General features: G+C 70.3%; 22 protein-coding genes. 5 read left to right on the plus strand and 17 right to left on the minus strand.

Annotation, left to right across the window (positions count from 1 at the left end):
- The first annotated feature begins 45 nt into the window (after positions 1 to 45).
- Positions 46 to 1,266 (plus strand): ABC transporter substrate-binding protein, encoded by a 1,221-nt coding sequence (locus Van01_RS10285; protein ID WP_204004939.1) that lies wholly within the window; start codon positions 46 to 48, stop codon positions 1,264 to 1,266.
- Between the two features lie 95 nt (positions 1,267 to 1,361).
- Here the strand turns inward: Van01_RS10285 and Van01_RS10290 are convergent, their stop codons facing one another.
- The 4 genes from Van01_RS10290 to Van01_RS10305 all read right to left on the minus strand — a co-directional run bounded on the left by Van01_RS10290 (position 1,362) and on the right by Van01_RS10305 (position 6,306).
- Positions 1,362 to 1,955, minus strand: coding sequence for a GTP-binding protein (locus Van01_RS10290; RefSeq protein WP_155215169.1), 594 nt, complete (start codon positions 1,953 to 1,955; stop codon positions 1,362 to 1,364).
- Position 1,956: 1 nt separating this feature from the next.
- Positions 1,957 to 2,334 (minus strand): DUF742 domain-containing protein, encoded by a 378-nt coding sequence (locus Van01_RS10295; RefSeq protein WP_091634396.1) that lies wholly within the window; start codon positions 2,332 to 2,334, stop codon positions 1,957 to 1,959.
- Between the two features lie 100 nt (positions 2,335 to 2,434).
- A complete protein-coding gene (locus Van01_RS10300; protein WP_013731521.1) occupies positions 2,435 to 2,839 on the minus strand; it encodes a roadblock/LC7 domain-containing protein in 405 nt (134 codons plus the stop codon).
- Positions 2,836 to 6,306 carry a sensor histidine kinase gene (locus Van01_RS10305; protein ID WP_204004942.1) on the minus strand — a complete coding sequence of 1,157 codons (3,471 nt, stop codon included), beginning with the start codon at positions 6,304 to 6,306 and terminating at the stop codon, positions 2,836 to 2,838. Before Van01_RS10305 ends, Van01_RS10300 begins: the two co-directional genes overlap by 4 nt.
- Positions 6,307 to 6,739: 433 nt before the next feature.
- Here Van01_RS10305 and Van01_RS32945 point away from each other — a divergent pair, with 433 nt between their 5' ends.
- Positions 6,740 to 7,111: a hypothetical protein gene (locus Van01_RS32945; RefSeq protein WP_239098972.1), complete on the plus strand. Its 372-nt coding sequence runs from the start codon at positions 6,740 to 6,742 to the stop codon at positions 7,109 to 7,111.
- 18 nt (positions 7,112 to 7,129) lie between these two features.
- Here the strand turns inward: Van01_RS32945 and Van01_RS10315 are convergent, their stop codons facing one another.
- Positions 7,130 to 8,209, minus strand: coding sequence for an adenosine deaminase (locus tag Van01_RS10315; RefSeq protein WP_204004948.1), 1,080 nt, complete (start codon positions 8,207 to 8,209; stop codon positions 7,130 to 7,132).
- 58 nt (positions 8,210 to 8,267) lie between these two features.
- On the opposite strand from Van01_RS10315, the gene Van01_RS10320 reads away from it, so the two are divergent.
- On the plus strand, positions 8,268 to 9,128 hold the full coding sequence (locus Van01_RS10320; protein ID WP_204004952.1) for a putative RNA methyltransferase: 861 nt from the start codon (positions 8,268 to 8,270) through the stop codon (positions 9,126 to 9,128).
- Here Van01_RS10320 and Van01_RS10325 read toward each other — a convergent pair.
- From Van01_RS10325 to Van01_RS10365, 9 genes are all read right to left on the minus strand, one after another.
- A complete protein-coding gene (locus tag Van01_RS10325; RefSeq protein ID WP_204004955.1) occupies positions 9,125 to 9,805 on the minus strand; it encodes a DUF4272 domain-containing protein in 681 nt (226 codons plus the stop codon). The two genes, Van01_RS10320 and Van01_RS10325, sit on opposite strands and share 4 nt — an antisense overlap.
- Before the next feature lie 106 nt (positions 9,806 to 9,911).
- The gene (locus Van01_RS10330; RefSeq protein ID WP_204004958.1) at positions 9,912 to 11,192 is read right to left on the minus strand and encodes a thymidine phosphorylase; all 1,281 of its coding nucleotides are present in this window, start codon (positions 11,190 to 11,192) and stop codon (positions 9,912 to 9,914) included.
- Positions 11,193 to 11,368: 176 nt separating this feature from the next.
- Positions 11,369 to 12,073 (minus strand): cytidine deaminase, encoded by a 705-nt coding sequence (locus tag Van01_RS10335; RefSeq protein WP_204004960.1) that lies wholly within the window; start codon positions 12,071 to 12,073, stop codon positions 11,369 to 11,371.
- Positions 12,074 to 12,088: 15 nt separating this feature from the next.
- Positions 12,089 to 13,369 carry an ABC transporter permease gene (locus Van01_RS10340; RefSeq protein WP_204004962.1) on the minus strand — a complete coding sequence of 427 codons (1,281 nt, stop codon included), beginning with the start codon at positions 13,367 to 13,369 and terminating at the stop codon, positions 12,089 to 12,091.
- Between the two features lie 3 nt (positions 13,370 to 13,372).
- Entirely contained in the window at positions 13,373 to 14,698 is a 1,326-nt protein-coding gene (locus Van01_RS10345; RefSeq protein WP_204004964.1) for an ABC transporter permease, read from the minus strand.
- A gap of 61 nt (positions 14,699 to 14,759) precedes the next feature.
- The gene (locus tag Van01_RS10350) at positions 14,760 to 16,490 is read right to left on the minus strand and encodes an ABC transporter ATP-binding protein (RefSeq protein ID WP_308442374.1); all 1,731 of its coding nucleotides are present in this window, start codon (positions 16,488 to 16,490) and stop codon (positions 14,760 to 14,762) included.
- A 161-nt stretch (positions 16,491 to 16,651) separates the two neighbouring features.
- Positions 16,652 to 17,716, minus strand: a complete 1,065-nt coding sequence (locus Van01_RS10355; protein ID WP_204005057.1) for a BMP family lipoprotein — start codon at positions 17,714 to 17,716, stop codon at positions 16,652 to 16,654.
- Positions 17,717 to 17,992: 276 nt separating this feature from the next.
- The gene (locus Van01_RS10360; protein ID WP_204004966.1) at positions 17,993 to 18,334 is read right to left on the minus strand and encodes a hypothetical protein; all 342 of its coding nucleotides are present in this window, start codon (positions 18,332 to 18,334) and stop codon (positions 17,993 to 17,995) included.
- A gap of 18 nt (positions 18,335 to 18,352) precedes the next feature.
- Entirely contained in the window at positions 18,353 to 19,324 is a 972-nt protein-coding gene (locus tag Van01_RS10365; protein WP_204004968.1) for an ABC transporter permease, read from the minus strand.
- Between the two features lie 102 nt (positions 19,325 to 19,426).
- On the opposite strand from Van01_RS10365, the gene Van01_RS10370 reads away from it, so the two are divergent.
- Positions 19,427 to 20,023 (plus strand): TetR/AcrR family transcriptional regulator, encoded by a 597-nt coding sequence (locus Van01_RS10370; RefSeq protein ID WP_204004969.1) that lies wholly within the window; start codon positions 19,427 to 19,429, stop codon positions 20,021 to 20,023.
- A 60-nt stretch (positions 20,024 to 20,083) separates the two neighbouring features.
- Here the strand turns inward: Van01_RS10370 and Van01_RS10375 are convergent, their stop codons facing one another.
- The 3 genes from Van01_RS10375 to Van01_RS10385 all read right to left on the minus strand — a co-directional run bounded on the left by Van01_RS10375 (position 20,084) and on the right by Van01_RS10385 (position 23,422).
- Positions 20,084 to 20,998: a sugar ABC transporter permease gene (locus tag Van01_RS10375; RefSeq protein WP_204004971.1), complete on the minus strand. Its 915-nt coding sequence runs from the start codon at positions 20,996 to 20,998 to the stop codon at positions 20,084 to 20,086.
- Position 20,999: 1 nt separating this feature from the next.
- Positions 21,000 to 22,016 carry a carbohydrate ABC transporter permease gene (locus Van01_RS10380; RefSeq protein ID WP_204004974.1) on the minus strand — a complete coding sequence of 339 codons (1,017 nt, stop codon included), beginning with the start codon at positions 22,014 to 22,016 and terminating at the stop codon, positions 21,000 to 21,002.
- A gap of 104 nt (positions 22,017 to 22,120) precedes the next feature.
- On the minus strand, positions 22,121 to 23,422 hold the full coding sequence (locus Van01_RS10385; protein ID WP_204004977.1) for an extracellular solute-binding protein: 1,302 nt from the start codon (positions 23,420 to 23,422) through the stop codon (positions 22,121 to 22,123).
- A gap of 328 nt (positions 23,423 to 23,750) precedes the next feature.
- Between Van01_RS10385 and Van01_RS10390 the strand changes: the two genes are divergently transcribed.
- A complete protein-coding gene (locus tag Van01_RS10390) occupies positions 23,751 to 24,836 on the plus strand; it encodes a LacI family DNA-binding transcriptional regulator (protein WP_204004979.1) in 1,086 nt (361 codons plus the stop codon).
- Positions 24,837 to 25,002: the final 166 nt, after the last annotated feature.

The raw sequence follows: 25,002 nt of genomic DNA on the forward strand, positions 1-25,002 counted from the left end.
CCCGCGGAACAGCCGGCGGCAGGTCGCCGGGCGGGAAGGCGACTCATGGCGACACCGGTAACCGGCCCATCCGTGATCACCCGACGCGGCGTGCTGGCCGCGGCGGCGGGCACGCTTCTGCTGGGCGCCTGCGGGCGCGACGGCGAGCGGGAGAACGTCGTCACCCGGCCCACCCCCGGTCACGAGCTGGTCGTCGGCGCCACGCTGGAGCTGACCGGCCCCGGTGCGGCGCTGGGCGTGCTCCAGCAGCGGGCGCTGGACATCAGCGTCGCAGCCCTCAACGAGAAGGGCGTGGCGGTGGGCAACCAACGCCGCTCGGTACGCGTCGAGGTCCTGGACAACCGCAGCGATCCCCGGCTGGCCGCCCGACAGGCAACCGAGCTCGGCCGCCGCGACGACGTGCACGCCCTGCTCGGTGCCACCCTGGCGGAGACCTCGATGTCGGTCATCGGGGTGGCACAGAAGCTTCGGCTGCCGTTCGTGTCACTGGCCTTCGGCGACTCCATCGCGGTGCCGCTGGCGCAGCGGGCCTTCATCTACAAGGTCACCCCGGACGCCGGGGACGTGGCCCGGCGGCTCGCCCAACTGATGAGCGCCGAAGGGCTGCGCCGGGTGGTGCTGCTGGCCGAGGACGGGCTGCACGGCGACTCGGGCGTACGGGCCATGCGGGGTGCGCTGCGCACCGCCGAGGTAGGTCTGGCCCGCACCGTACGGCTGCCCACCGGTAAGGACGGCGTGGCCCGCGCCGCAGAACGGGCTGTCGCGGCCGGCGCGGACGGTGTGGTGGTGTGGGCCACCGCGCCGAACTCCGGTGCCGCCGCGCGGGCGCTGCGCGCTGCCGGGCACGACGGCGAGTTGTTCTTCGACGCCGGGGCGGTGGCCGACGACACCCTGGACGCCCCGAACCTGCCCGCCGTCGAGGGTTCCTACGCGGTCCACCCGTCCTCGCTGGGCGGCTCCACAATCGCCAACAACAGCAGCGCCGCCGGGCGCGCCTACCGCGACCTCGTCTCGGCGTACATCCGCACGCACGGCGCCTACCGGGGGTTCGCCCCGTACGCCTCGGACGCCCTGCTGCTGATCAGCACGGCGGCCCGGATGGCCGACAGCGTGGACCGTGGCCGGCTGCGGGCGTACCTGCAGAACCAGGTCACCGATGGGATGGCCGGGATGTACTCGTTCACCCCGATCCGGCACAGCGGCATGGACCGCCACTCCCTCGGGGTCTACCGCGTCGACGGCGGTGCCTGGAACCGGCTCAGCTGACGTCGGTGGGCACCCTCAGGTGCCCACCGAGTGGACCCGGTCACCAACCAGCGCCCGGTGTCGGCGGAGCCGTCACCGGGCGCTGGTGCCGATCGTCAGGCGGGCGCGACGGCCCGGGAGCGACGCATCGTAAGCACGTACTCGACAAGCGAGATCAGCACGTGCTTCGTCGACTCCCGGTTCCGGGCGTCGCAGGCCACCACCGGCACGTCGCTGGAGATGGCGAGCGCCTCCCGAACGTCCTGCGGGTCGTGGTACTGCATCCCGTCGAAGCAGTTGATGGCCACCAGGTACGGCAGCCGTCGGTGCTCGAAGAAGTCGATCGCCGCGAAGCAGTCGGCCAGCCGGCGGGTGTCCACCAGCACGACCGCACCGATCGCGCCCCGCACCAGCTCATCCCACATGAACCAGAAACGGGTCTGACCCGGCGTACCGAACAGGTACAGGATCAGGTCACGATCGATCGAGATACGGCCGAAGTCCATGGCCACCGTGGTCGTCGTCTTGCCCGGCACCTGCCGGGTGTCGTCGACGCCGACTCCGGCGGAGGTCATGATGGCCTCGGTGGTCAGCGGCGTGATCTCCGAGACCGAGCCGACCAGCGTCGTCTTGCCGACGCCGAATCCACCGGCGATAACGATCTTCGCCGACGTCACGCGCCCGCTCGGGGCCGGCGGCCGGTGCGACATGTCAGAGCCTGCGAAGTCCACTCAGCACCCTCTCCAGCAGTTCAGTGCCCACCGCGTCGTCCGAGTCGTCCAGGATGGTCGGCTCGTGGACCGCGACCAGGCCGTCCGTCGCCATGTCGGCGATGAGCACCCGGGCCACGCCGAGCGGAAGCTGCATCCGCGCCGCGATCTCCGCGAGCGACTGCACGCGTCCGTCACACAGCGCGGCGATGTACTGGTGCTCACGGCCTTGGCCACCGTTGCCAGTGGCAGCGGCCCGACCGCGCACCGTCGTCTCGACAAGCGCCTCCAGGGCGATGTCGAGGCGGGGACGGGTACGACCGCGGGTCACGGCGTATGGACGGACCAGCGCGCCGGTCGGCTCGTCACGATCAGCCATGTTGCCGCTCACCTCCTTCGTACCCGGCACCGGTTGGACCGGTGCTACCCGTCGTATGCAATGTTGTCGCCCCGCCTGCCCCCACCGGCCGGCGCGACGATCAGCCCATCATCCCCACAGCCGTACGCGGCTGCGGGGTCAGGGCGTCGCCCACCCGGTCAACGAGCAGGGCCATTTCGTAACCGACCTGTCCCACGTCGCAACTACGCGCGGCGAGCACCGCGAACGACGAGCCGTCGGAAATCGACATCAGGAACAGGAAGCCATTGTCCATCTCGACCACGGTCTGCAGCACGGCGCCTCCCTCGAAGCAGCGGGCCGCGCCCTGGGTCAGGCTGACCAGGCCGGAGGCGATCGCCGCCAACTGGTCCGCCCGGTCCCGCGGAAGGTCTCGTGACGACGCCAGGAGCAGGCCGTCCGCGGAGACGGCGACCGCATGCGCGACACCGGGTACCCGATCGGCGAAGTTGGCCAGCAGCCAACCGAGATCCTGCGTACTAGTCATCCTTCTTGCTCCTTCTGCCCGCTCCCGGCCACCGGGCCAGAGCCAGACTGCGAGGATTGCTGCCCGCCCGGAGTTCCCTCCGGGCCGGTCGGGTTGCTGTCCGAGGGGTGACTGCGTCCCCGCTGGACACCCCGGTGGTACGCGGAGAGCAGACCGCGTACCGATTCCGGGTTACGGCGCTGCACCGAGGTGGTCGGCTTCTCCACAGCGCCCGGCACGAGCTGTGCCATCGGCGTACGCTTCGGCAGCCCGGTCTCGGTGGTGCCGGCCGGCGGCGCCTGGCTGGCGGCGCTGGCCGCCCGCCAACCGTCGTCGGCCGCGGTCCGCCAGATGTTCTCCTGCGGTGTGGGGCGGTGCGAGGGCGCGCTCTCGGCAGCGCCGGGCCGGGGCCCGCCGCTCGCTGCCGCGCCGTTCCCGCCGGACGCGCCCGCCCCCGTCGGAGTCTGTGCCATCGGTGCGTTACCTGTCGTCCCGGTCTGGGTCTGCTGGGCTGGCCGTTTGCCGACATCGACAGTGGAGAGCCGCTGGGTCGTCGCACCGGCCGTGGCCGGCTGACGCGCACCGGCCGACTCCTCCGGGCCCGGGCGACGGGTACGGAACCACGCCGACTCCAGCTCGCGGAAGATCGGCAGCTCCATCGTCTCGTCCGCGTACCGCTGCCGGCTCTGGGCCTGCGGCGGCGTCGGGGCGGTCGGCTGGTTCTGCGCCGGCCGCGGGGCCGGGGTCTGACGCTGCACCCGAGGCAGTTCCGTGGTCATGTCCAGCGCGGCGGCCAGCCGCTCGGGCACCGCCGGGGCGGCCGGCTCGCCAGCCACCGGTGGCCAGGCCGGGGGTGCTGAGGCAGCACCCGCGCTCGGTGCCGACACGGGCCGCTGCGGCAGTTGCCCACCGGGCGGCGTCGAGACGGGCGAGCCCGAGACAGGCGAGGCCGACACGGGGTGACCGGAGACCGGGGCCGCCGAGACCGGCGGAGCGGAGTACGGCGTACCGGACACCGGAGGCGACGACACCGGGGGCACCGGCGGAGCGGACACCGCAGGCGGAGCGTACGGCCCGGCCTCGGGGCTGCTCGGCAGCTGACGCGGGATCGCCGGCGGCTGGCCGCCCGGCTCGTCGGTGGACCGGCGCTGCGGCAGCGGGTCGATCGGGTGACCGTTGGAGCTGAGTGGCGCGAAGCCGTTGCCGTTGCCACCCGTGGTGCCGCTGGCACCGGTCAGGTCCGACCAGGCGGGCAGGTTGCCGCCGCTGCCCACGGTCGTCGGCGTACCGGAACCGTTACGGCTGGCCGGGTCGAAGGGCCGACCACCCAGGGTCACCTGGTTGCCCGAACCGCCAGGAGTGCGCGCGGCGGGCGGGGCAGGCGGGTGCGCGCCGTTGCCGAGCGCGGCCAGCGCGCCGAACGCCGGGCTCGGCCCGGACGAGGGGCTGGCCGCCGCCGGCAGCGCGGGGTGCTGCTGCCCACGGCCGGACAGTGCCCGGGGCACCAGCACGGTGGGCGGCAGCGTGACCTCGGCGACCGTGCCGCGGTCGCTACCCGGTCGCAGCTCCACCTTGACGCCGTGCCGGGAGGCCAGGCGGGCGACCACGACCAGGCCCATCATCCGGGAGACTGCGACGTCCACCTGGGGCGGCGTGGCCAGCCGCTCGTTCAGGTCGGCCAACTGCTCGCCGCTGATGCCGATGCCCCGGTCCTCCACGTACAGCGAGGCACGGTCACCGACCCGGCGGGCCTCGACGAGCACCTGCGAGTCCGGCGGCGAGAAGGCTGTCGCGTTGTCGAACAGCTCGGCGACGAGATGGACAAGGTCGTTCACCGCGTGCGCGGCGACCTCGATGTCCCGGTCGATCACCCCGAACTCGATCCGGGTGTAGTGCTCGACCTCGGACTGGGCGGCCCGCAGCACGTCGATGAGTGCGGCCGGCTCGCGCTGCACACGGGTCGAGTCGGCACCGGCGAGAACCAGTAGGTTCTCGTCGTTACGACGCATCCGGGTGGCGAGGTGGTCCAGCTGGAACAGTTCCGCCAGCCGGTCCGGGTCCTCTTCGCCGCGCTCCAGCCGGTCGAGGTGGCCGATCAGCCGGTCGACCAGGATCTGGGACCGGCGGGCCAGGTTGACGAACATCGTCGCGACCGACGACCGCAGCGCGGCCTGCTCGGCGGCGGTACGGACGGCTTCCAGGTGGACCGCGTTGAACGCCTCGGTCACCTGGCCGAACTCGTCCTTGCTGCGGACCGGCAGTGGTTCGGCGATCTGGTTGGCCAGCTGCACCGGCGAGAGCTGCCCGGTGACCTGCGGGTCGCGCAGCCTGGCCACCGCCTGGGGCAGCCCGTACTGGGCGATGGAGAGGGCACCCTGACGCAGCTCACGCAGTGAGCGGGCCATCGAGCGGGCCACCAGGAACGCCAGGAAGATGGCCAGCAGCAGCATCGTGAGCAGCAGGCCGGTCTCCAGGAACACCGTGCGCTGCACCTCGGAGCGGAGGTCGCCGGCCTGTTCCACCACGTCGGAGTCGAACTTCGACTCGACCGAGCGGATCAGTTTGCCGTTGGCGACGAGCGCTTCGTCCCACTGCTGAGGGGTGAACGAGATGCCGGCGAGGTTCTGGGAGTTGTCGGCGTTGACCTGGCTGATGTAGATCGTCGCCTGTCGGCGGTCGCCGCCGCCGATGGTCTGGGCGTGGAACTCCGCCTCCGCCTCGGTGGCCACCGCGTCGAAGCTCTGCTGCGCCTGCTGCTGACCGGTCTCGCTGGAGATGTAGTCGGTCCGCACGGTCGAGCTCATGCCACCCAGGATCAGCGCCCGGTGCACGACCACCCGGCGGACGGAGAGCCACTCCTTCTCCCGCGCCACCGCCGCGGCAGCTCGCATCCGGTCGCTCAGGTCGTTGTCACCGGCCAGCTGGCTGGCCGAGTCCCGGACGGTGAGCAGCTGGTTGATCAGCTCGTCGTAGGACTGGAGCGCGTCGGTGATCCGGAATTTTCCGTTGAGCACCTGGCTGCGGGCGCCGGGCAGGTCGCCGAGACCCTGATCGATCTGGCCGAGCAGCCCGTTCAGGCTGACGGGCAGATCGCTGAGGTCGGACCGCTGCTGCGAGTAGGGGGCCTTGTCCTGGTCGACCCGCGCTGAGACCTCGTTGTAGCGGTTGGCCGCCGCCTCCTTCTGCGCCGCGGTGCTGCGCTGCGGGTCCAGGCCCAGCAGCAGCACGGCCGCGGTCCGCTCATCCTGAAGGCCGTCCACCAGCTCGCCGGAGTGGCCGATGAGCTCGGCCAGGTCACCGGCCCGGTTCGCGTCGTTGAGCGCGTCCAGGTGGTCGACCAGACCGCTGGTGCCCACGACGACCGTGGCGATGGTCGGCACGATCATGATGAGACCGAGCTTGGACCAGATCGGCATGTCGCGGAGCCGACCTGCCGGCCGGCGTAGACGCGACAGGAGAGAACCTGCCGTCTTCGGCCGTTTGCTCACGTCACCGCCCTCGTGATTGCAGCGTCCGCGTTGCCCCCGGACAACGCCCAGCAGCCGACCCGGCGGGTCGGACCATCCGAGATTCCATCACGCCGCCACGGAAAGAGAAAGCCCAGGTTGGCCCCAGCCGGAGGTGTGATGAGATGTTGATGCAATTTGATCGCGGACCGTCTGTTCGGAGTTACTGGAAGTAATGATTCATCCGCACCAAGTCGTCCTCCTGGCTGGCCCATCCGGCTCCGGAAAGTCGTACATAGCCCAGCAAACCGGGCTGCCAGTGCTCTGTTTGGACGATTTCTACAAGGACGGCGATGACCCAACGTTACCGAGACGGAACGGTCAGATCGATTGGGAGTCGCCCGATTCGTGGGACGCCGAGGCGGCGGTGGAGGTTATTGACCAATTGGTCCGGCACGGCCGGGCGGATGTGCCCGTGTATGCCATCAACGAGGACCGGCGGGTGGCCACTCGGTGCTTCGAGCTGGCCAGTTCGCCACTTTTCGTGGCCGAAGGGATTTTCGCTGCCGAGATAGCCGAGGAGTGTCGGCGTCGCGGACTTCTCGCCGGGGCGTACGCCCTGCGTCGACCGCGTAGCGCGACATTCCTCCGCCGACTGGCCCGGGACCTCGCCGAGCAGCGCAAGGGCCCACGGGTGCTGCTGCTGCGCGGGGTCGCTCTGCTGCGCGCCGAGCCGGCCGTGCTGCGTCGGCAGACCGGGCTCGGCGCGGAGGCCGCCCGTGGCCGGGACGTGCTGCGCCGGGTGGCCCGGTTGCTCGCCGCCGGCCATCCGCCGCAGACCGGCTGACCACCGGCCGCGCGTGGGTCAGCCCAGCAGCTTCGCGTACGCCGGCTTGATCACGTCGTCGATGATCCGCAGTCGCTCGTCGAACGGGATGAAGGCGGACTTCATCGCGTTGATCGTGAACCACTGCATCTCGCGCCAGCCGTAGCCGAACGCGTCGACGAGCAGTGCCATCTCCCGGGACATCGAGGTGCCGCTCATCAACCGGTTGTCGGTGTTGACGGTCACCCGGAAGCGCAGGTCCCGCAGCAGCCCGATCGGATGCTCCGCGATCGACGGGGCCGCGCCGGTCTGCACGTTCGAAGACGGGCACAGCTCCAGCGGGATCCGCTTGTCCCGTACGTACGCGGCCAGCCGGCCGAGCTGCGACGGCGAGCCCGGGGTGATGTCGTCGACGATGCGTACGCCGTGGCCGAGGCGGTCGGCGCCGCACCACTGGATCGCCTGCCAGATGGAGGGCAACCCGAACGCCTCACCAGCGTGGATGGTGAAGTGGAAGTTCTCCCGCTGGAGGTATTCGAAGGCGTCCAGGTGGCGGGTGGGCGGGAAACCCGCCTCCGCACCGGCGATGTCGAAGCCCACCACACCGCGATCACGGTGTCGTACGGCCAGCTCGGCGATCTCCTGCGAACGGGCCGCGTGCCGCATCGCGGTGAGCAGCGTGCCGACCCGGATCGGCGTGCCGGCCTCGGCCGCGAGCGTGCTGCCCTCGACGAAGCCGGCCAGCACCGCCTCCACCACCTCGTCGAGGGTGAGGTCCTGCTCCAGGTGCTGCTCCGGGGCGAACCGCACCTCGGCGTAGACCACCCCGTCGGCGGCCAGGTCGAGAGCACACTCCCGGGCCACCCGGCGCAGCGCGGGGGCGGTCTGCATGACGGCGACCGTGTGCGCGAAGGTCTCCAGGTACCGCTCCAGCGAACCCGAGTCGGCCGCCGCCACGAACCAGCGCCCCAGCTCCGCCGGGTCGGTGGTGGGCAGCTCGTGACCGACCTCCGCGGCCAGGTCGATGATCGTCGCGGGGCGCAGGCCGCCGTCCAGGTGATCATGCAGCAATGCCTTCGGTGCCCTGACGATGTCCTCGTACCGCAGACTCGTGGTCATGGGTCGACCCTAGTCCCCGCCACTGCGCCGGCACCTGACCGGTAGGGACAATGGCCAGGTGAACGCAGCAGGACCGGACCCACGGGTGGTCGAACGGCTGCGGTGCCCGGTCTGCGGCGAAGGGCTCCACCTCGCCCCGGCCGGCACCAGCCACGCATTGCGCTGCCCGCGTCGGCACAGCTTCGACATCGCCCGGCAGGGCTACGTCAACCTGCTCACCGGTCGTGCCCCGCACAGCGGCGACACCGCCGAGATGGTCGCCGCCCGGGCGGACTTCCTGGCTGCCGGTCACTACGACGTCATCTCCACCGCCCTCGCCGACGCCGCCCCGGCGTCCGACGACGCGTACCCCCTGGTGGTGGACGCGGGCGCGGGCACCGGCCGGCACCTCGCGGCGGTGCTGACGGCCGTGCCCACGGCCGTGGGTCTCGCGCTGGACATCGCCAAACCCGCGCTACGTCGGGCCGCCCGCGCCCACCCACGGGTCACCGCCGCGCTTGCCGACACCTGGCAGCGACTACCGCTGGCGGACGCCTCGGCTGCGCTGGTGCTCAACGTCTTCGCACCCCGTAACGGTGCCGAGTTCCGCCGGGTGCTCGCCCCCGACGGGCGGCTGCTGGTGGTGACCCCGGCCACCGACCATCTCACCGAACTTGTCGCCGCACTCGGCCTGCTCCGGGTTGATCCGGCCAAGGCGGACCGGGTGGCGGCCAGCCTGGCCGGGCACTTCACCGAGGAGTCGACGACAGTGCACCGGCAGGAGCTGGCGCTCTCCGGCAGCGAGGTGGCCACCCTGGTCGGCATGGGTCCGAGCGCCTGGCACACCGACCCGGCGGGGTTGGCCGCCCGGATCCACACCCTCGGCGAGCCGGCCCGGGTGACAGTGGCGGTCCGGCTCGGCACGTACCGCCCGGCCTAGGTGGAGAGGTCGACCTCTTCCCAACCGGGGGGCTCGTCGTGGTACGGCCCGCGCAGGATCACCGCCCACTCAAGCGCCCACCGCCGCTGACCTATCGCGTTGGCGTCCACCAGACCCGGCAGGGACCGGCCGGCGCGGCTCACCTCCAGGTACGACCAGTCCAGGCAGTAGTGCAGGTCCAGCAGGGCCGCCGCGTCCGCCGGGTGCTGCGGCGCGGCCAGGATCCGGGACCGCCACTGCCGGAAGGTCTCCCCCTCGGCGATGTGCGGCAGCCGCTCCACCAGCCGGTCGTCGGCCGGCATCGTGGGATCCAGCTGCTTGGTCAGGCCGAGCACCCAGGCCAGGGAGAACAGCGCGTCATGGTGCAGCACGAAGGAGCGGTGGTCGCCCTTGGCCCCGGTGACGAACTGGAACTCCGGCGGCGTGACCATCTCCACCAGATGCGAGGCGAGCAGCCAGCTCATCGCGGCCTGGGGCGGCATGCCGAAGCACCGGGCCAGGATCAGGTGCAGCACCGCGATCCGCGCCTCGATCTCCGCCGTCGGCCGCAACTCGATGTCATCACCCGGCTCCCAGACCAGCGGGAACTGCGGTGGCGGCAGCGGCAGCCGCAACCGGGACAGTTCGTCCAGGCTCGCCTCACGCACCTCGCGGGGGTCAGGGGCAGGCACGATCACGGCAACATCCCTGTCTGGTCACATTGGCTCGACGCCGACGGTCCCCCCTGGCCTGCGAGAATAGCGGCCCTCACGCTCCGACACCATGGGCGGGACCGGGGTTTCGTCACTCGACGCGTTCGATCACCAACGGCGTCGCGGCCGGCGGTCGGGCCGCGACGGTCACCGCCCGAGCCGCCTCCGCCAGCGCCGCCGGGATCAGCTCCGCCCGCTCGGCCCGCAGTTCGTAGAGGGGATCCCCGGCACGCACCGGGTCACCCGGACGCTTGTGCAGCAGCACGCCGGCCGGCACGCTGACCCGGTCCTCCTTGCGCGCCCGACCCGCGCCGAGCCGCCACGCGGCCACCCCCATGGCGTACGCGTCGACAGCCGCGACGTGACCGTCCGTGTCGGCCCGGACCACCTCGACCTCGGTCGCCTCCGGCATCGGCGCGTCAGGGTTGCCGCCCTGCGCCCGGATCATCGACCGCCAGACATCCATCGCGCGACCGTCGCGCAGCGCGGCGGCGGGGTCGGCGTCCGGCAGGCCGGCCGCGTCGAGCATCTCCCGGGCCAGCGCCAGGGTCAGCTCCACCACGTCGGCCGGCCCACCACCGGCGAGCACCTCCACCGACTCGGTCACCTCGATGCCGTTGCCGATGGCCCGTCCCAGCGGGGTGGACATGTCGGTGAGCAGGGCGACTGTCTTCACCCCGTGTGCACCGCCCAGCTCCACCATGGTCCGGGCCAGCTCCCGGGCGTCGTCGACCGACTTCATGAACGCGCCGGAGCCCACCTTCACGTCAAGCACCAGCGCGCCGGTGCCCTCGGCGATCTTCTTGCTCATGATCGAGCTGGCGATCAGCGGGATGGCCTCGACGGTTCCGGTGACGTCACGCAGCGCGTACAGCTTGCGGTCGGCCGGGGCGAGCCCCGAGCCGGCAGCGCAGATCACCGCGCCGACGTCACGCAGTTGCGCGGTGAACTCCTCGTTGCTCAGCGCCGCCCGCCAACCCGGTATCGACTCCAGCTTGTCCAGCGTGCCGCCGGTGTGCCCGAGCCCGCGCCCGGACAGCTGCGGGACCGCGGCCCCGCAGGCCGCGACGAGTGGGGTGAGCGGCAGAGTGATCTTGTCACCGACCCCGCCTGTCGAGTGCTTGTCGACAGTCGGCCGGGTCACCGCGGACAGGTCGAGCCGTTCGCCACTGGCGATCATCGCGGCCGTCCAGCGGGCGATCTCGGGGCCGGTCATGCCGTTGAGCAGGATCGCCATGGCCAGCGCCGACATCTGCTCGTCGGCCACCACCCCCCGGGTGTACGCGTCCACCACCCAGTCGATCTGCCCGTCCGACAACACCCCCCCGTCACGCTTGACCCGAATGACATCAACAGCCGCAAACCCACTCATCAGAAGATCTTCCCTAGTCGTCTGCAATGCAAAGTCGTACGTCGCGCCCATCCCGCCGTGACCGTCGCGCGGCCGGTGACCACGACGGGCCGGGGCCGACCGTGCCCGGCGGAGGGATCAAGCCTGACCGCCCGGAGCCGGGTACGGTCGGCCCCGGCCCCAACCGCAACCAAAGATCAAGAAGACCACCGAACCGGAATCTCCGTAGGCGGCTCACCCTCACCCGCCCAGAAGATCGTGCCGGACGCGTCGACCACCACCACCCGGGGCGTCCGCGCCAACCCCCAGCCGATCGCCTCCGCCGGGTCGTCCCAGCTCGGGCCCTCCTCCAGCACCCCGGTCTCGGCGCCCGCGTCGTCACCGGCCGAGCGCTCCCAGTAGGCCGTCCAGACCTGCTGGCCGTCGGAAAGATCGGGGTGCACGAAGACGGTGCCCCGGCCCCGCCAGGCGGCCAGCCGGTCGGGCACCACAGGTACCGGCCGCTCCCCGGTGACCGCCTCGATGTCGGCCACGTCGAAGGCGTGCGGCAACAGTTCGGCCATCCGCAGCGGGCCGCCCTTGGCCTCGACGAGGCATTCCGGTCCGCCCTGCTCCCACAGCAACTGCCGGCAGCGTCCGCACGGCATCAGCGGTTCGCCGGTGGCGTCGACGCAGGACAGCGCGACGATCCGACCGCCGCCGGTGGCGTGCAGCGAGGAGACCACGCCGCACTCGGCGCAGAGCACCACGCCGTACGCGGCGTTCTCGACGTTGCAGCCGACCACGACCCGGCCGTCGTCGACGAGCGCCGCCGCGCCGACCGGAAACTTCGAGTACGGCACGTACGCGTGCCGCATCACCTCGGTGGCGGCGGTCCGCAGCCGCTCCCAGTCGATTTCCATGGTCCGCTCCCTGGGTCAGCCCTTGATGTACGGCTTGCCGTCGGCGGCCGGTGCCCGTACCCGGCCGACCAGCCCGGCCACGGCCAGAATCGTCGCCAGGTAGGGCAGCATGGCCAGGAACTGGCCGGGGATCACACTGTTGATCGCCCCCAGGTAGGTGGCCAACTGGTCGGCGAAGCCGAAGAAGAGCGCGGCGAGCAGCGCGCCGGTCGGGCTCCACCGGCCGAAGATCAGCGCGGCCAGCGCGATGAAGCCCTTGCCACCGATCATGTTCTTGGTGAACGAGAAGAGGGCAAGCGTGTAGGAGGCACCACCGATGCCGGCTACGGCACCAGCCATGATCACGTTGCGGTAGCGCAGGCCGAGCACCCGCACGCCCAGGGTGTCGGCGGCCGTCGGATGCTCACCTACCGACCGGGTGCGCAGACCCCACCGGGTACGGAACAGCGCGATGTGGATCACGAGCACCAGCAGCAGCGCCAGGTAGAGGAAGATGTTGCCCCGGAACAGCGCCGGGCCGAGCACCGGGATGTCCGACAGCAGCGGAATCTCCCAGTTGCTGAAGCGCGGTGCGCTGTTGTACCTGGCGGCGTCGGTCTGCATCAGCCGCTCGTACAGGAAGCCGGTAATGCCGACCGCCAGCAGGTTCAGCACGATGCCCATGACCACCTGGTCGACCAGGTAGCGGATGCTGAACACGGCCAGCAGCAGCGAGATGAACGACCCGCCGACGGCGGCGGCCAGCAGGCCCACCCAGACGCTGCCGGAGATGCTGCCGAACAGCGCGCCACTGAAGGCGCCCATCAGCAGCTGCCCCTCGATGGCGACGTTCACCACGCCGGATCGTTCGCAGAGGACACCGGCCAGCGACCCGAAGATCAGCGGCAGGGCGAGCAGGAAGGTGCCCCGCACGATGTTGACGAGCGGCATGAAGTTCTGCCCGGTCGGTGCGGCGGAGACCTGCCAGCACAGGAAGGACAGCACGAAGGCGACCAGGCCGACGGCGAGCACCGGGATGAACAGGCGTTTCGGCAGGCCGGCGAGCATTGCCGCACCGGCGGCCAGCGCGATCAGGCCGAAGACGATCGCGCCGACGGTGCCGTTGACCTCCAGCGCGGCACCTGCGGCGTCCTCGCTGAGCGTGAAGCGGGCCTGTTCGCCGGTGGCCAACGCGCCGAACAGCACGGTGGCCAGCAGGCCGAGGCCCACCAGCACCAGGCCGACCTTGCGGGTACGGGTCCAGAAGCCTTCGTCGACAGGGGCGACCGCGACGTCGGGAACAGCCGTGGTGGACATGCCTCACCAGCCCTTCGCGAGGCTCGTCTGCAACCGGGCGGCCCGCGCGGCCCGGAGCTGGAAGATCGCCTTGACCAGTGCCGGCGCGGCGATGAAGATGACGATCAGGGCCTGGAGCACGGTGACCAGCTCCAGCGAGATCCCCGAGTACGACTGCATCCGGTTGCCGCCGGCCTGCAACGCGCCGAACAGCAGTGCGGCCAGCGCCACGCCCCACGGTTTCACCCGACCGAGCAGGGCGACCAGGATGCCGTCGAAGCCGATCTGCGCGACCACCAGGGGGGTCAGCGCGGCGGCGGTGGTGCCGAGCACCATCTGCGAGCCGCCGAAACCGGCCAGCGCCCCGGCGAAAACCATGATCAACACGTACGTCCGGGTGACGCTCATGCCGGCGGTGCGGGCGGCGTCCGGGTTCGCGCCCACCGCTCGCAGCTCGAAGCCGAGGGTGGAGCGGTTGAGCAGCCAGGCGACCGCCCAGGTGGCCAGCACGGCCAGGATGATGCCGGCGTGGGCGCGCAGCCCGTCACCGAAGAGTCGCGGCAGTTGGGCGGAGGCGTCGACCGGCCGGCTGATCGCGTCGGTGCGGTTCGGGTCCTGCACCCCGTTCTGCACGATCAACCAGGTGAGGAAGTAGACAGCGATGTAGTTGAGCATGATCGTGTTGATCACCTCGTGGGCACCGGTCCGCGCCTTGAGGATGCCCGGGATGAAACCCCAGATGGCCCCGCCGATCGCGCCGGCCAGGACGGCGACCAGCAGGTGCAGCCCGGGCGGCAGCGGCAGCAGGAAGCCGGCCAGCGCGGCCAGGATGACGCCCATCGTCGCCTGCCCCTGCGCGCCGATGTTGAACAGGCCGCCGCGGAAGGCCAGCGCCACCGACAGGCCGGTGAAGACCAGCGGCGCGGTGTAGGTGAGGGTCTCCGAGATCGGGCTCAACGCCGAGTTGAAGCTGTTCGCGGCCGGGTCGAAGACCGAGCCCTTGAACAGGTTCGCGTACGCCTCGCTGACAAGCGTCCAGCTGGCATTTATCGCGTCCGAGGGGCGGGCGGTGATGTAGCTGTAGGTGGCCAGCACCTCCGGGTCGGAGATGATCATCAGGATGGCACCGACGATCATCGCCAGCACCAGCGAGAGCAGAGTCACCGTGAAGGTGTTGGCGGCCCACAGGTTCTCCAGGAAGAGCCGCCCCAGCGTGGGGCGCGGTCCCGGCCCACCGGGGGTGGTGGCCGCCTCCGCGCGTTCGGTGCTGCCGAGCGCGGTCCGGGCGGCCTGGTCCTCACTCGCCGGTTCCTTGTCCGGGGAACCCGGCTGGGCGTTGGGGTCACTCATGCCGGCAACTCCGCTCCGCTCCGTGCCGCCGCAGGGCCGCCGTGCCTGATGGTTCGCTCGCTCATCGGTCCTTCTCGTCTTCGCTGCCCGGCCCCTCGGCCGACACCACGCCGTCGGTGGTGGCCGGGACGTCCCGGTCGGTGGTCGCCGGGGTGCCCGTGTCGGACACGACGTCCGCGTCGGTGGTGGCCACCACGTCCGGGTCGGTGGTCGCCGTCGGCCCGGCCCCGTCGGCCGGGGAGCCACCCGTCGCGTCCGGGGTGATGCCGGCCATCAGCAGGCCGATCTCCTCGCGGGGCGTGTCCGGGCCGACCACGCCGATGATCCGCCCGCGGTACATCACCGCGATCCGGTCGGCCAGCCCGATCACCTCGTCGAGCTCGCTGGAGACGACGAGCACTGCGGTGCCGATGTCGCGCTCGTGGACGACCCGGCTGTGGATGAACTCGATCGAGCCGACGTCCACCCCCCGGGTCGGCTGGGCGGCGATGAACAGCTTCAGCGGCCGGGACAGTTCCCGGGCCACGATCACCTTCTGCTGGTTGCCGCCGGAGAGGGTGCCGACAGGTGCGTCCGCCGACGAGGTACGCACGTCGAACTGCTCGATCCGTTCCCGTGCCGACCTGCCGATCTCGTCCGGCCGCAGCGACAGACCGCGGCCGAAGGGTGGCCTGTCGTACATGTCCAGCACCAGGTTCTCCGCGACGGTGAACTCCTTGACCAGGCCGTCGACGCTGCGATCCTCCGGCACGTAGCCGACGCCCGCCCGGAGCACCTTCTTCGTCGACCAGCCGTCGATCCGCTGCCCGTCCAGGGTGACCGTGCCGGCGAGCACCGGGCGCAGACCCATGATCGCTTCGATCAGTTCGGTCTGGCCGTTGCCCTGCACGCCAGCGACGCCGAGCACCTCACCCGCGCGTACGGTCAGGTCGACTCCGTCCACCGCGCGGACCTGGCGGTCGTCGTCGACGACCAGGCCGGACAGCTCCAGGACGGGCCCGCCGGGGGTGGCCGGGGTCTTGTCCACGGTGAGCCGGACGGTTCGGCCGACCATCAACGCGGCCAACTCGTCCCGGCTCGCCTCGGGCGACGCCGTACCCACAGTCTTCCCGCGCCGGATCACCGTGATCCGGTCGGCGATCGCCTTGACCTCGCCGAGCTTGTGGGTGATGAAGACGATCGACTTACCGGCGGCCTTGAGCGACCGCATCACGGTGAGCAGTTCCTCGGTCTCCTGCGGGGTGAGCACGGCGGTGGGCTCGTCGAGGATGAGCAGGTCGACGTCCCGGGTGAGCGCCTTGACGATCTCCACTCGCTGCTGGACGCCGACCGGCAGGTCCTCGATCACCGCGTCCGGGTCGACCCGCAGGTTGTACCGCTCGGAGACCTCGGCGACCTCGCGCCGGGCGCGGCGCCGGTCCAGGAACCCGGCGATGCCGCCGCGCACCTGCTCGGCACCGAGCATGATGTTCTCGGCGACGGTGAAGACCGGGACCAGCATGAAGTGCTGGTGCACCATGCCGATGCCGGCCGCGATCGCGTCGGAGGGGCCGCGCAGCTTCAGTGGCTTGCCGTCGACCAGGATCTCGCCCTCGTCGGGCTGGTAGAGCCCGTACAGCACGTTCATCAGGGTCGACTTGCCCGCGCCGTTCTCGCCGAGCAGGGCGTGGATCTCTCCAGGCTCCACCGTCAGGTCGATGTGGTCGTTGGCGACCAGATCACCGAACCGCTTGGTGATGCCGCGCAGTTCGAGTCTCAGCGCAACCTCCTGGAGTGCGAAGCGATGGTGCAGCGTAGCTGCTGGCGAGCGGACCCGGCGTCGGCCGGACCGGTGGCGCGGACCGGCCGCTGCGGCACGGCGGGTCTCCCCCGTGCCGCAGCGGCCGGATCAGGTGTGGATCTGCTCGCCGGCCGCCCTCGGTGATCGTCTCACCGGGGACGGCCGGCGACGGGTCACTTCGGCTGGGCTGCCGACTCGACCTTGACGGTGCCGGCGGCGATGTCCGCCTTCAGCTTGTCGACCTCGGCCTTCAGCTCGGCCGGAACCTTGCTCTCGAAGTCGTGGTACGGGGCGATCGAGACGCCCTCGTTGGCCAGCGTGCCGATGAAGCCCGGGTCCGCCTGGAGCTGCTCGCCGCCAGCGGCCTTGAGCACTGCCTCCTTGACCGCGCCCGGGATGTTCTTCACCACGGTGGTGATGATCGCCGGGCAGTTCGGGGTGCTCTCGCAGCCGTCGACGTCCACCCAGATGGTGTTGTACTTGCCACCCGAGGCCTGGGCCGCACCCGTGGTGCCGAGGCCCGCGCCGCCGGCCACCGGCATGATGATGTCGGCGCCCTGGGCGACGAGCGCGTCGCTCACCTTCTTGCCCTCGTCCTGCTTGACGAAGTCGTTGGTGAAGGAGCCGTTCTGGGTCTCCTTGTTCCACCCGAGAACCTGGACGTCCTTGCCCTTGGCCTCGTTGTAGTAGGCGACCCCGTCGGCGTAACCGTCCATGAAGATGGTCACCGGCGGGATCTTCAGGCCACCGTAGGTGCCCACCTTGCCGCTCTCGGTCATGCCGGCGGCGACGTAGCCGGCGAGGAAGCCGGCCTGGGCGGTGTCGAACTGCATCGGGTAGACGTTGGACACGCCCGGGTCGGCGTCGACGATGCCGAACTGCTGGTCCGGGTTCGCCTCGGCGATCTTCTTGGTCGCGTCACCCATCAGGCCACCGACCGCCAGGATGAAGTTGCAGTCCTGGTTCACGTACTGGGTGAGGTTCGGCTCGTAGTCCGCCTCGGCCTTGGACGCGACGTACTTGATGTCGATGTTGCTGTTCTCCGCCTTGGCGTCCTCCAGGCCCTTCCAGGCGGAGGCGTTGAACGACTTGTCGTCGATGCCGCCGACATCGGTGACCATGCAGGCGGTGTACTTCTCGCCGCCGGAGCCGGCGTTGTTCTCCTCATCCGGGGCCTCGCCACAGGCGGCGGCGCTCAGTACGAGCCCACCCGCCGCGATCATCGAGGCGATCCGCATCCCACGCACCGAGCGCAAGACGTCTCCTTCCCATTGCACACCGCGGGGTACGCGGTGGCAGCCCTTGAGCCGGCCTGCGCCTTGCCGCCGGCGTCCCACGTTACGGGAGCAGAGCGTACGCCCGCGCCCACCTGCCGACCGACAATCGTGCAGGACTGTTGGAGGCCTGTTACCCCTACGTAATGCTTGGGTGGGCCACATCACTCAGGGTGCCGCGAGGCGGGCGTACGCGCGCCGGAAAGGCCCTTTTTCTCCGTCGACCGGGCTGGCCACCGGCTACCGCCAGAAGACCGCCACTGCCGCGTTGACCAGGGTCAATCCCACGATGGCGAGGAAGTGCCCCCGGTTGACCTCGGCACGCTTGCGGGAGAAGAAGACCATGACGAAGATCAGCAAAGCGAGCACCAGCTTGGTCACAAGCTTCGCCGGGGCCGGCTCGTCGCCGTCGCGCAAGGGCGCGCTCAGGCCGATGCCGGTCAGCAACTGGATCACCGAACCCCACAGCATGGCGGCGTTGATCCGGATCTTGCCAGTGAGATATTGGGCGATCGCGCCGCCGAGCAGCAACGCGAACCCGATCAGATGGACGTAGAGGAGGATGAGTCGAAGTGCTTCCACCCGACCCATCCTGCCCTATCAACGACGGTTCGTAGTAGAGGCACCCCGGTGAATCCGGGATGCCACAAGTACCAGCGCCAGTCCGACCACCGCGTAGCCCGCCAGTACGGCGATCGGGCGACCGGCGCCGGCACCGTCGAAGAACGCGACCGAGCGCAGCAGCGTGCCACCGGCGCCCACCGGCAGCCACTGGCCGAGCGCGCCCCACGGCTGGGGCAGCAACTCCGGCGCGGCACCGACTGCGGAGAGCGGGTTGCCGATCAGGAAGACCAGCAGCGCGCCCAGTCCGATGCCGGGTCGCCCGAGGAGTGCACCGAGACCGGCCACGACCGCCGACGTGGCCAGGGCGAACAGGCCGATGGCGGCGGCCTCGGCGAGCCAGTCCCCGGCGATGACGCCCAGCCAGCCATCCAGGACCACCGCGCCCGTCAGGCCCGCCAGTACGCCGGTCGCCGCCAACCCGACCAGGCGCGCCAGGCCACCGGCGACCAGCAGGACGAGCAACGCACCGGCGAGCAGGCTTGTCATCGCCAGGGGGAGAAAGCCGGCAGCGAAGCCGGCTCCCCGAGGATCGTCGGCGGTGGTCGGTACCACCTCGACCACGGGGACCGGCCGCCCTCCGCCCAACTGGCCGGCTGCCTCAGTGAGCAGTGCGGCAGCCGTGGGACTGGCGGCCGACGCGGTGTGCAGGGTGATGCCGTCGGCTCCGATCACGAATGCGCCGTAGACCTCCCGGCCGCGCAGCGCCCGGTCCGCCGCTTCCGCGTCGGGCAGCGTGGTCACCGCGAAGGCGCCGGGACGCGCGGCGGCGAGCCGTCCGGCCGTCTCGGCCACGGCGGGCGCCGGGCCGGCGACGGCGACCGGAAGGTCGCGTGGGGCCACGTTCGCCGCCGGAGCCGCGAACAGGGGTACGAGCAGCGCCTGTCCGGTGACCGCGAGGGCGGCGGCGAGGACGGCCAGCAGTAGGGGTGACGGTTTCCAGGACGACATCGCTCCACTCTCCAAAAACGAATGCTCGTTCTTTTATAGGCTCAGGGTCCTCTCGCTCGTCGAACTCTGTCAAGAACGAACGCTCGTTCTACGATGTAACCCGTGCCACGTGTCTCGGAGGAACATCTCGCCGCCCGCCGCCGTCAGATCGTCGATGCGGCACGCCGATGCTTCCTGCGGGAGGGTTTCCACCGCACGACGATGCAGGACGTGATCGCCGAGGCAGGGCTTTCGGTCGGCGCGGTCTACCGCTACTTCCCGAGCAAGGCGTCCCTGATCAGCGCCATCGCCGAGGAGACAATCGGCGGCGCCGAAGAGGTTCTCGACGAGTTGGCCCGGCAGGATCCGCCGCTACCGCTGGACAAGGCGCTGGAGTACGCGCTGGCGTACATGGAGAACCAGGCCGGCGACGACGGAGTGCTGCGGATCGCAATCCAGGTGTGGGGCGAGGCTCAACGGGACCCGGTGCTTGGCGAATTCGCGGCGAGCAGGTACACCAAGCTTCGCGGTCACTTCGAGGTGCTGGTCAGACGGGCCCAGGAAGCCGGCGAGCTGCCCGCCGACGCCGACCCGGCGGCCGTGGCAGCAGCGCTGTTCGGCCTTTTGCCGGGCTGGTTCCTGCAACGCATCATCACCGGCGGCCCGGACGTGGCGACCTATCTCTCCGGCGTCCGCGTCCTGTTCGGCCAGCAGCGCTGACCACCACCACGGTCGGCGCGGGCGGGCGCTGTCAACTGCGCCCGCCCGCGCCCCGGCCGGTCAGCCCTTCGTGCCGCCGGCGGTCAACCCGGAGACCAGGTGCCGCTGGGCGATCATGAACACCACGCCCGCCGGCACGGTCACCAGGACCGCCGCCGCCGTGAGGTACTCCCATTGCGGGTTGAACTGCGGTACGAACTGCTGGAGCCCGTACGCGAGGGTGAACTTGTTGTCGGTCTGGATGAACGCCGACGCGTACATCACCTCACCCCAGGCGGTGAGGAAGGTGTAGAAGGCGGTGACCGCGATGGCCGGCCGGGCCAGCGGCAGCACCACCCGCCAGAAGATCGCGAACGGGCCGCAGCCGTCCAGTGCCGCCGCCTCGTCCAGCGAGGTGGGGATGGAGTCGAAATAGCCCTTGAGCATCCAGGCGCAGAACGGCACCGCGATGGTCAGGTACGCGATGATCAGTGCCGGCAACGTGTTGATCAGGCCGAACCGCGCCATGATCGTGTAGATCGGCACGATCAGGATGGCCGCCGGGAACATCTGGGTGATCAGGAAGGTCATCATCAACGGACGACGCCCGGGGAAGTTGAACCGGGAGACCGCGTACCCGGTGGTGGCCGAGAAGAAGATGCCGATGAGCATCGTGAACGCCGCGACGATCACCGAGTTCAGCAGCCACTTCGGGAAGTTCGTGTCGAACAGCACATAGCTGTAGTTGGCCAGAGTCGGGTCCTTGACCAACGTCAGGTCGCTGCTCTGCACCGCGTACCCGGGCTTGAACGAGGACAGCAGCACCCAGACGATCGGGCCGAGCGCGATAAGCGAGGCGACGATCAGCGTGCCGTGCAGCAGCAGGGACTTCGCCGGGCTGCGCCGGCTGCGGCCCGGCCGCTTCGCGGCCTTTGCCGGGGCGGCCGCGACGGCGGCAGCCGGCGTTGCGGCTGCGGGAGTGGTCAGTTGGCTCATGTCACCACACCTCGCCTTGCTTGCGCAGCGCCCGCCGGTAGAACATCGAGAACACCAGCAGGATCGACAGGATCAGCACGCCGTACGTGGACGCGAGCGAGTAGTTGCGGATGCCCTCGAACGCCGCCCGGAAGGCACCGGTCACCAGGATCTCGGTCCCGCCCGCCGGCTGACCCTCGGTCACCAGGAAGATGATCGGGAACATGTTGAACGTCCAGATCGTGCCGAGCAGGATCACCGTCATGCTGACGGGGCGCAGGCCCGGCAGGGTGATGTTGCGGAACCGCTGCCAGGCGGACGCGCCGTCGATCTCGGCGGCCTCGTACAGCTCGCCGGGAATCGTCTGCATCCCGCCCAGCAGAGCGACCATCATGAACGGCACGCCGAGCCAGATGTTTGTGATGATCGCGGTGAACAGCGACGTCCACTGGTTGGCGAACCAGTCGACCGGGTCGATGCCGAGCGAGCTGAGCAGCGAGTTGGCCAGGCCGAAGCGCTCGTTGAAGATGAACTTCCAGGCGAAGGCGCTGACGAAGGCCGGCACCGCCCAGGGCAGCACCAGCAGCACCCGGTAGAGGCCGCGGCCCCACATCGGGCGGTTGAGCATCACGGCCAGGCCGAGGCCCAGGCCGTAATGGAACACGACGCATCCGAGGGTCCAGATCAGCGTGATGCCGGTCCACTGCCAGAAGTCGCCGACGTTGCCGCTGAGCACGTTCAGGTAGTTGTCGAGGCCGACGAACTCCCACCTGTTGGGGTTCTCTGCACAGACCTCACCACCGGTAATCGACCTGGTGCAGATCTCCGCGGCCTGGTTGGCTTCGGTGAGGTTGGTGAGGGAGAGCCAGATGCCGCGGAACAGCGGGTAGAAGATCAGAACTGCCAGGACGATGACGACGGGCAGCACCATCGCCCAGGCGTACCAGTGCTTCTCCCAGCTGCGACGCAGCCGGGAAGGACGAGCGGATCGGCCGGACGGCGGCGAGGGCGGCGCCGGATCGGCTGTCACGGTGGTCATCAGCTGCGCTCCATGCGGGGAGGTCCGGCAGGGCCCCGCGACCGGAGACGGTCACGCGACCCTGCCGGGTGCCGAGAGGTCACCGGCCGGAGCCGGCGGTGAGATCAGTTCTCGTAGGAGGGGACGACCTCGGCCTTGTACTTCTTGGCCACGGTGTCCAGCGCGGCCTTCGGGTCCTTGTTCTGGATCAGGACCTCGGTGGCCATCTGGTCGAGCGGGCCGAAGAACTGACCGGCCTCGGGGATCCAGGGACGGCCCACACCGGCCTCCACGACCGGCTGGAACGCGGCGACAGTGGCGTTGTTCTTGACCGCGTCGAGGTCGTACGCCGAGGTGCGGGTCGGCAGCAGACCGAGCTTCTCCGACAGGAATGCCTGCGACTCGGCGGAGCTCATGAACTTGACGAACGCGACGGCGGCGTCGACCTTCTCCTGCGGCATGCCGGACCAGATCACGTAGTTGTGGCCGCCGACCGGGCCACCGGCCTTGGCCGAGCCACCCGGCACCGGGGCGATGCCCAGATTCTCCAGGCCACCGAAGCCCGGCGCCTGCTTGACGTTGTTGACCTCCCACGGACCGTTGATGATCATGGCGACCTTCTTCTCCTTGAAGAGGGTCATCATGGTGCCGTAGGCGTCGTTGGCGGACGGCTTGGCGGCCGCACCGCTGTCGATCAGATCCCTGGCGATCGCCAGCCCGGCCGCGTTCTGCTCCGAGTTGATGACGATCTTCTTGCTGGCGGTGTCGACCAGGTCGCCGCCCTCGCCGTACATGAACGGCAGCAGGAAGTAGCCGGCCGGGTTGATGTAGACACCCTCGGCGTCGGTCTTCTCCTTGATGGTCTGCGCCGCGGTCTTCAGCTCGGCCCAGGTCGTCGGGGGCGCACTGATCCCGGCCTCGCTCAGCAGTTCCTTGTTGTACATGAGCGCGAGGCTGTCGGTGACCTGAGGAACGCCGTAGGTCTTGCCGTCGAACTTGTTCGAGGCGAGCGGGGTCTCCAGGAAGTCGGACTCGTCGGCGAGCAGCTCGGAGCCGTCCAGCGCGTACAGGTGGCCCAGCGAGGCGAACTCGGGCACCCAGGCGACCTCGGCCCGCAGGATGTCCGGGGCGCCGGTCTTGGCCTGCGCGGCGGTCTTGAACTTGTTCTGCGCCTCACCGAACGGGACCGACTGATAGTTGATCTTGACGTTCGGGTGGGTCTGGTTGAACTTGGCGATCAGCTCCTGGAACGCCGGACCCTCGTTCTTCGGGTCCGAGGTGTCCCACCAGGTCAGTTCTGCGGTGAGGGAAGCGGGGTCGACCGCCGGCTGCTCCTCGGCCGCCTTGTCCTCCCCGCCGCACGCGGCGACGGAAAGGGCGAGGGTGGCAGAGGCGAGTACGGCGATACCCCTGGCTGTGCGGCGCATGTTCGCTCCTAAGTTGCCTGCCGGGTAACGGCGGGACAGTAGCAAGAAGTTTCGTAACTAGAAACCCCTTGCGAACACCCCTGCAACAACCGTGCCCCATCCGCAACTTCAATGGCCGACAAGTGTCGCTGTCTGGGCATTTCATCCCCGACTGCGGTGACCGAGCTCCCAACCACTGTCACTCTTCGCACATCCGCTGCGCACTCATCGTCCCCGGATGGGGCACCGCAGGCAAGCTCCGTGGGCACGCTCCCGACGCCCACTGCTCGATCCTGCAAGTTCTTGCTGGCCACTGCGCAAGAACTTGGCGGTGAGCTACAGTGCCGCCATGCGCGCTCGCCTGTCCGACATCGCCCAGCAGGCCGACGTCAGTGAGGCCACGGTGTCGCGGGTGCTCAACGACCGCCCCGGCGTGGCACCCGAGACTCGGCAGGCCGTCCTGACCGCCCTCGACGTGCTCGGTTACGAGCGCCCCGCCCGGCTGCGCAAGCGCAGCGCCGGACTGGTCGGCCTGGTCGTCCCGGAGCTGGACAACCCGATCTTCCCGGCGTTCGCCCAGATCATCGAGTCGGCCCTGGCCCCGACCGGCTACACCCCGGTGCTCTGCACCCAGACCCCCGGCGGCGTCCGCGAGGACGAGTACGTCGAGATGCTCCTGGACCGGCAGGTCTCCGGCATCGTCTTCGTCTCCGGCCTGCACGCCGACACCGCCGCCGACCACGACCGGTACCGGACCCTGCTCGCCCGCCCGCTGCCGATCGTGATGATCAACGGATACGCGCCGGGCATCCCCGCGCCCTTCGTCTCCTGTGACGACCGGGAGGCCGCCGAGCTGGCCGTGGCCCACCTGGTGGCCCTGGGCCACCGGCGGATCGGCCTGATCACCGGTCCCGACCGCTTCGTGCCGGTGCAGCGCAAGGTCAGCGGCTACAAGGCGGCGATGGAGCGGCTCGCCGGTGTCGGCGAGAGCGAGTTGGCCGAGCTGACCGAGCTGTCGCTGTTCGGTGTCGAGGGCGGCGAGGCGGCGGCCGGCCGGCTGATCGAGCGCGGTGCCACAGGCATCGTCTGCGGCTCCGACCTGATGGCGCTCGGTGCGATCCGGGCCGCCCGACAGCGGGGCATGTCGGTGCCGGAAAACCTCTCGGTGGTCGGCTACGACGACTCGCCGCTGATGGCCTTCACCGACCCGCCGCTGACCACCATGCGTCAACCGGTGGCCGCCATGGCTGTCGCCGCGGTGCGGTCGCTCGTCGACGAGATCAACGGGCACGGCGCCCCGCACTCGGAGTACCTGTTCCGGCCGGAGCTCGTGGTACGGGGGTCCACCGCCGTGGCGCGGCAGGACAGCGCGTCCGCGCCGAGCAGCCCGGGCCGGCAACGGCCGGCACCGCCCGCAGTCGCGGTCCCGGCATGACGTCGCCCCACCGCAGCGACGGCCCCGACGTGACGTAGCCCGCACCAGGGGGTGCCGACGGGCCCTCTTGCGCAAGAAATGCTTGACTCTTGCAAGGCTGGCGCGGCATCCTTCTCAGACACCCGTGCGTCCCCACCTCGCCCACGCGCCGGGTACCGCCGTCCCG

This window comes from Micromonospora andamanensis (genome assembly GCF_016863495.1).
Classification (GTDB): Bacteria; Actinomycetota; Actinomycetes; order Mycobacteriales; family Micromonosporaceae; genus Micromonospora; species Micromonospora andamanensis.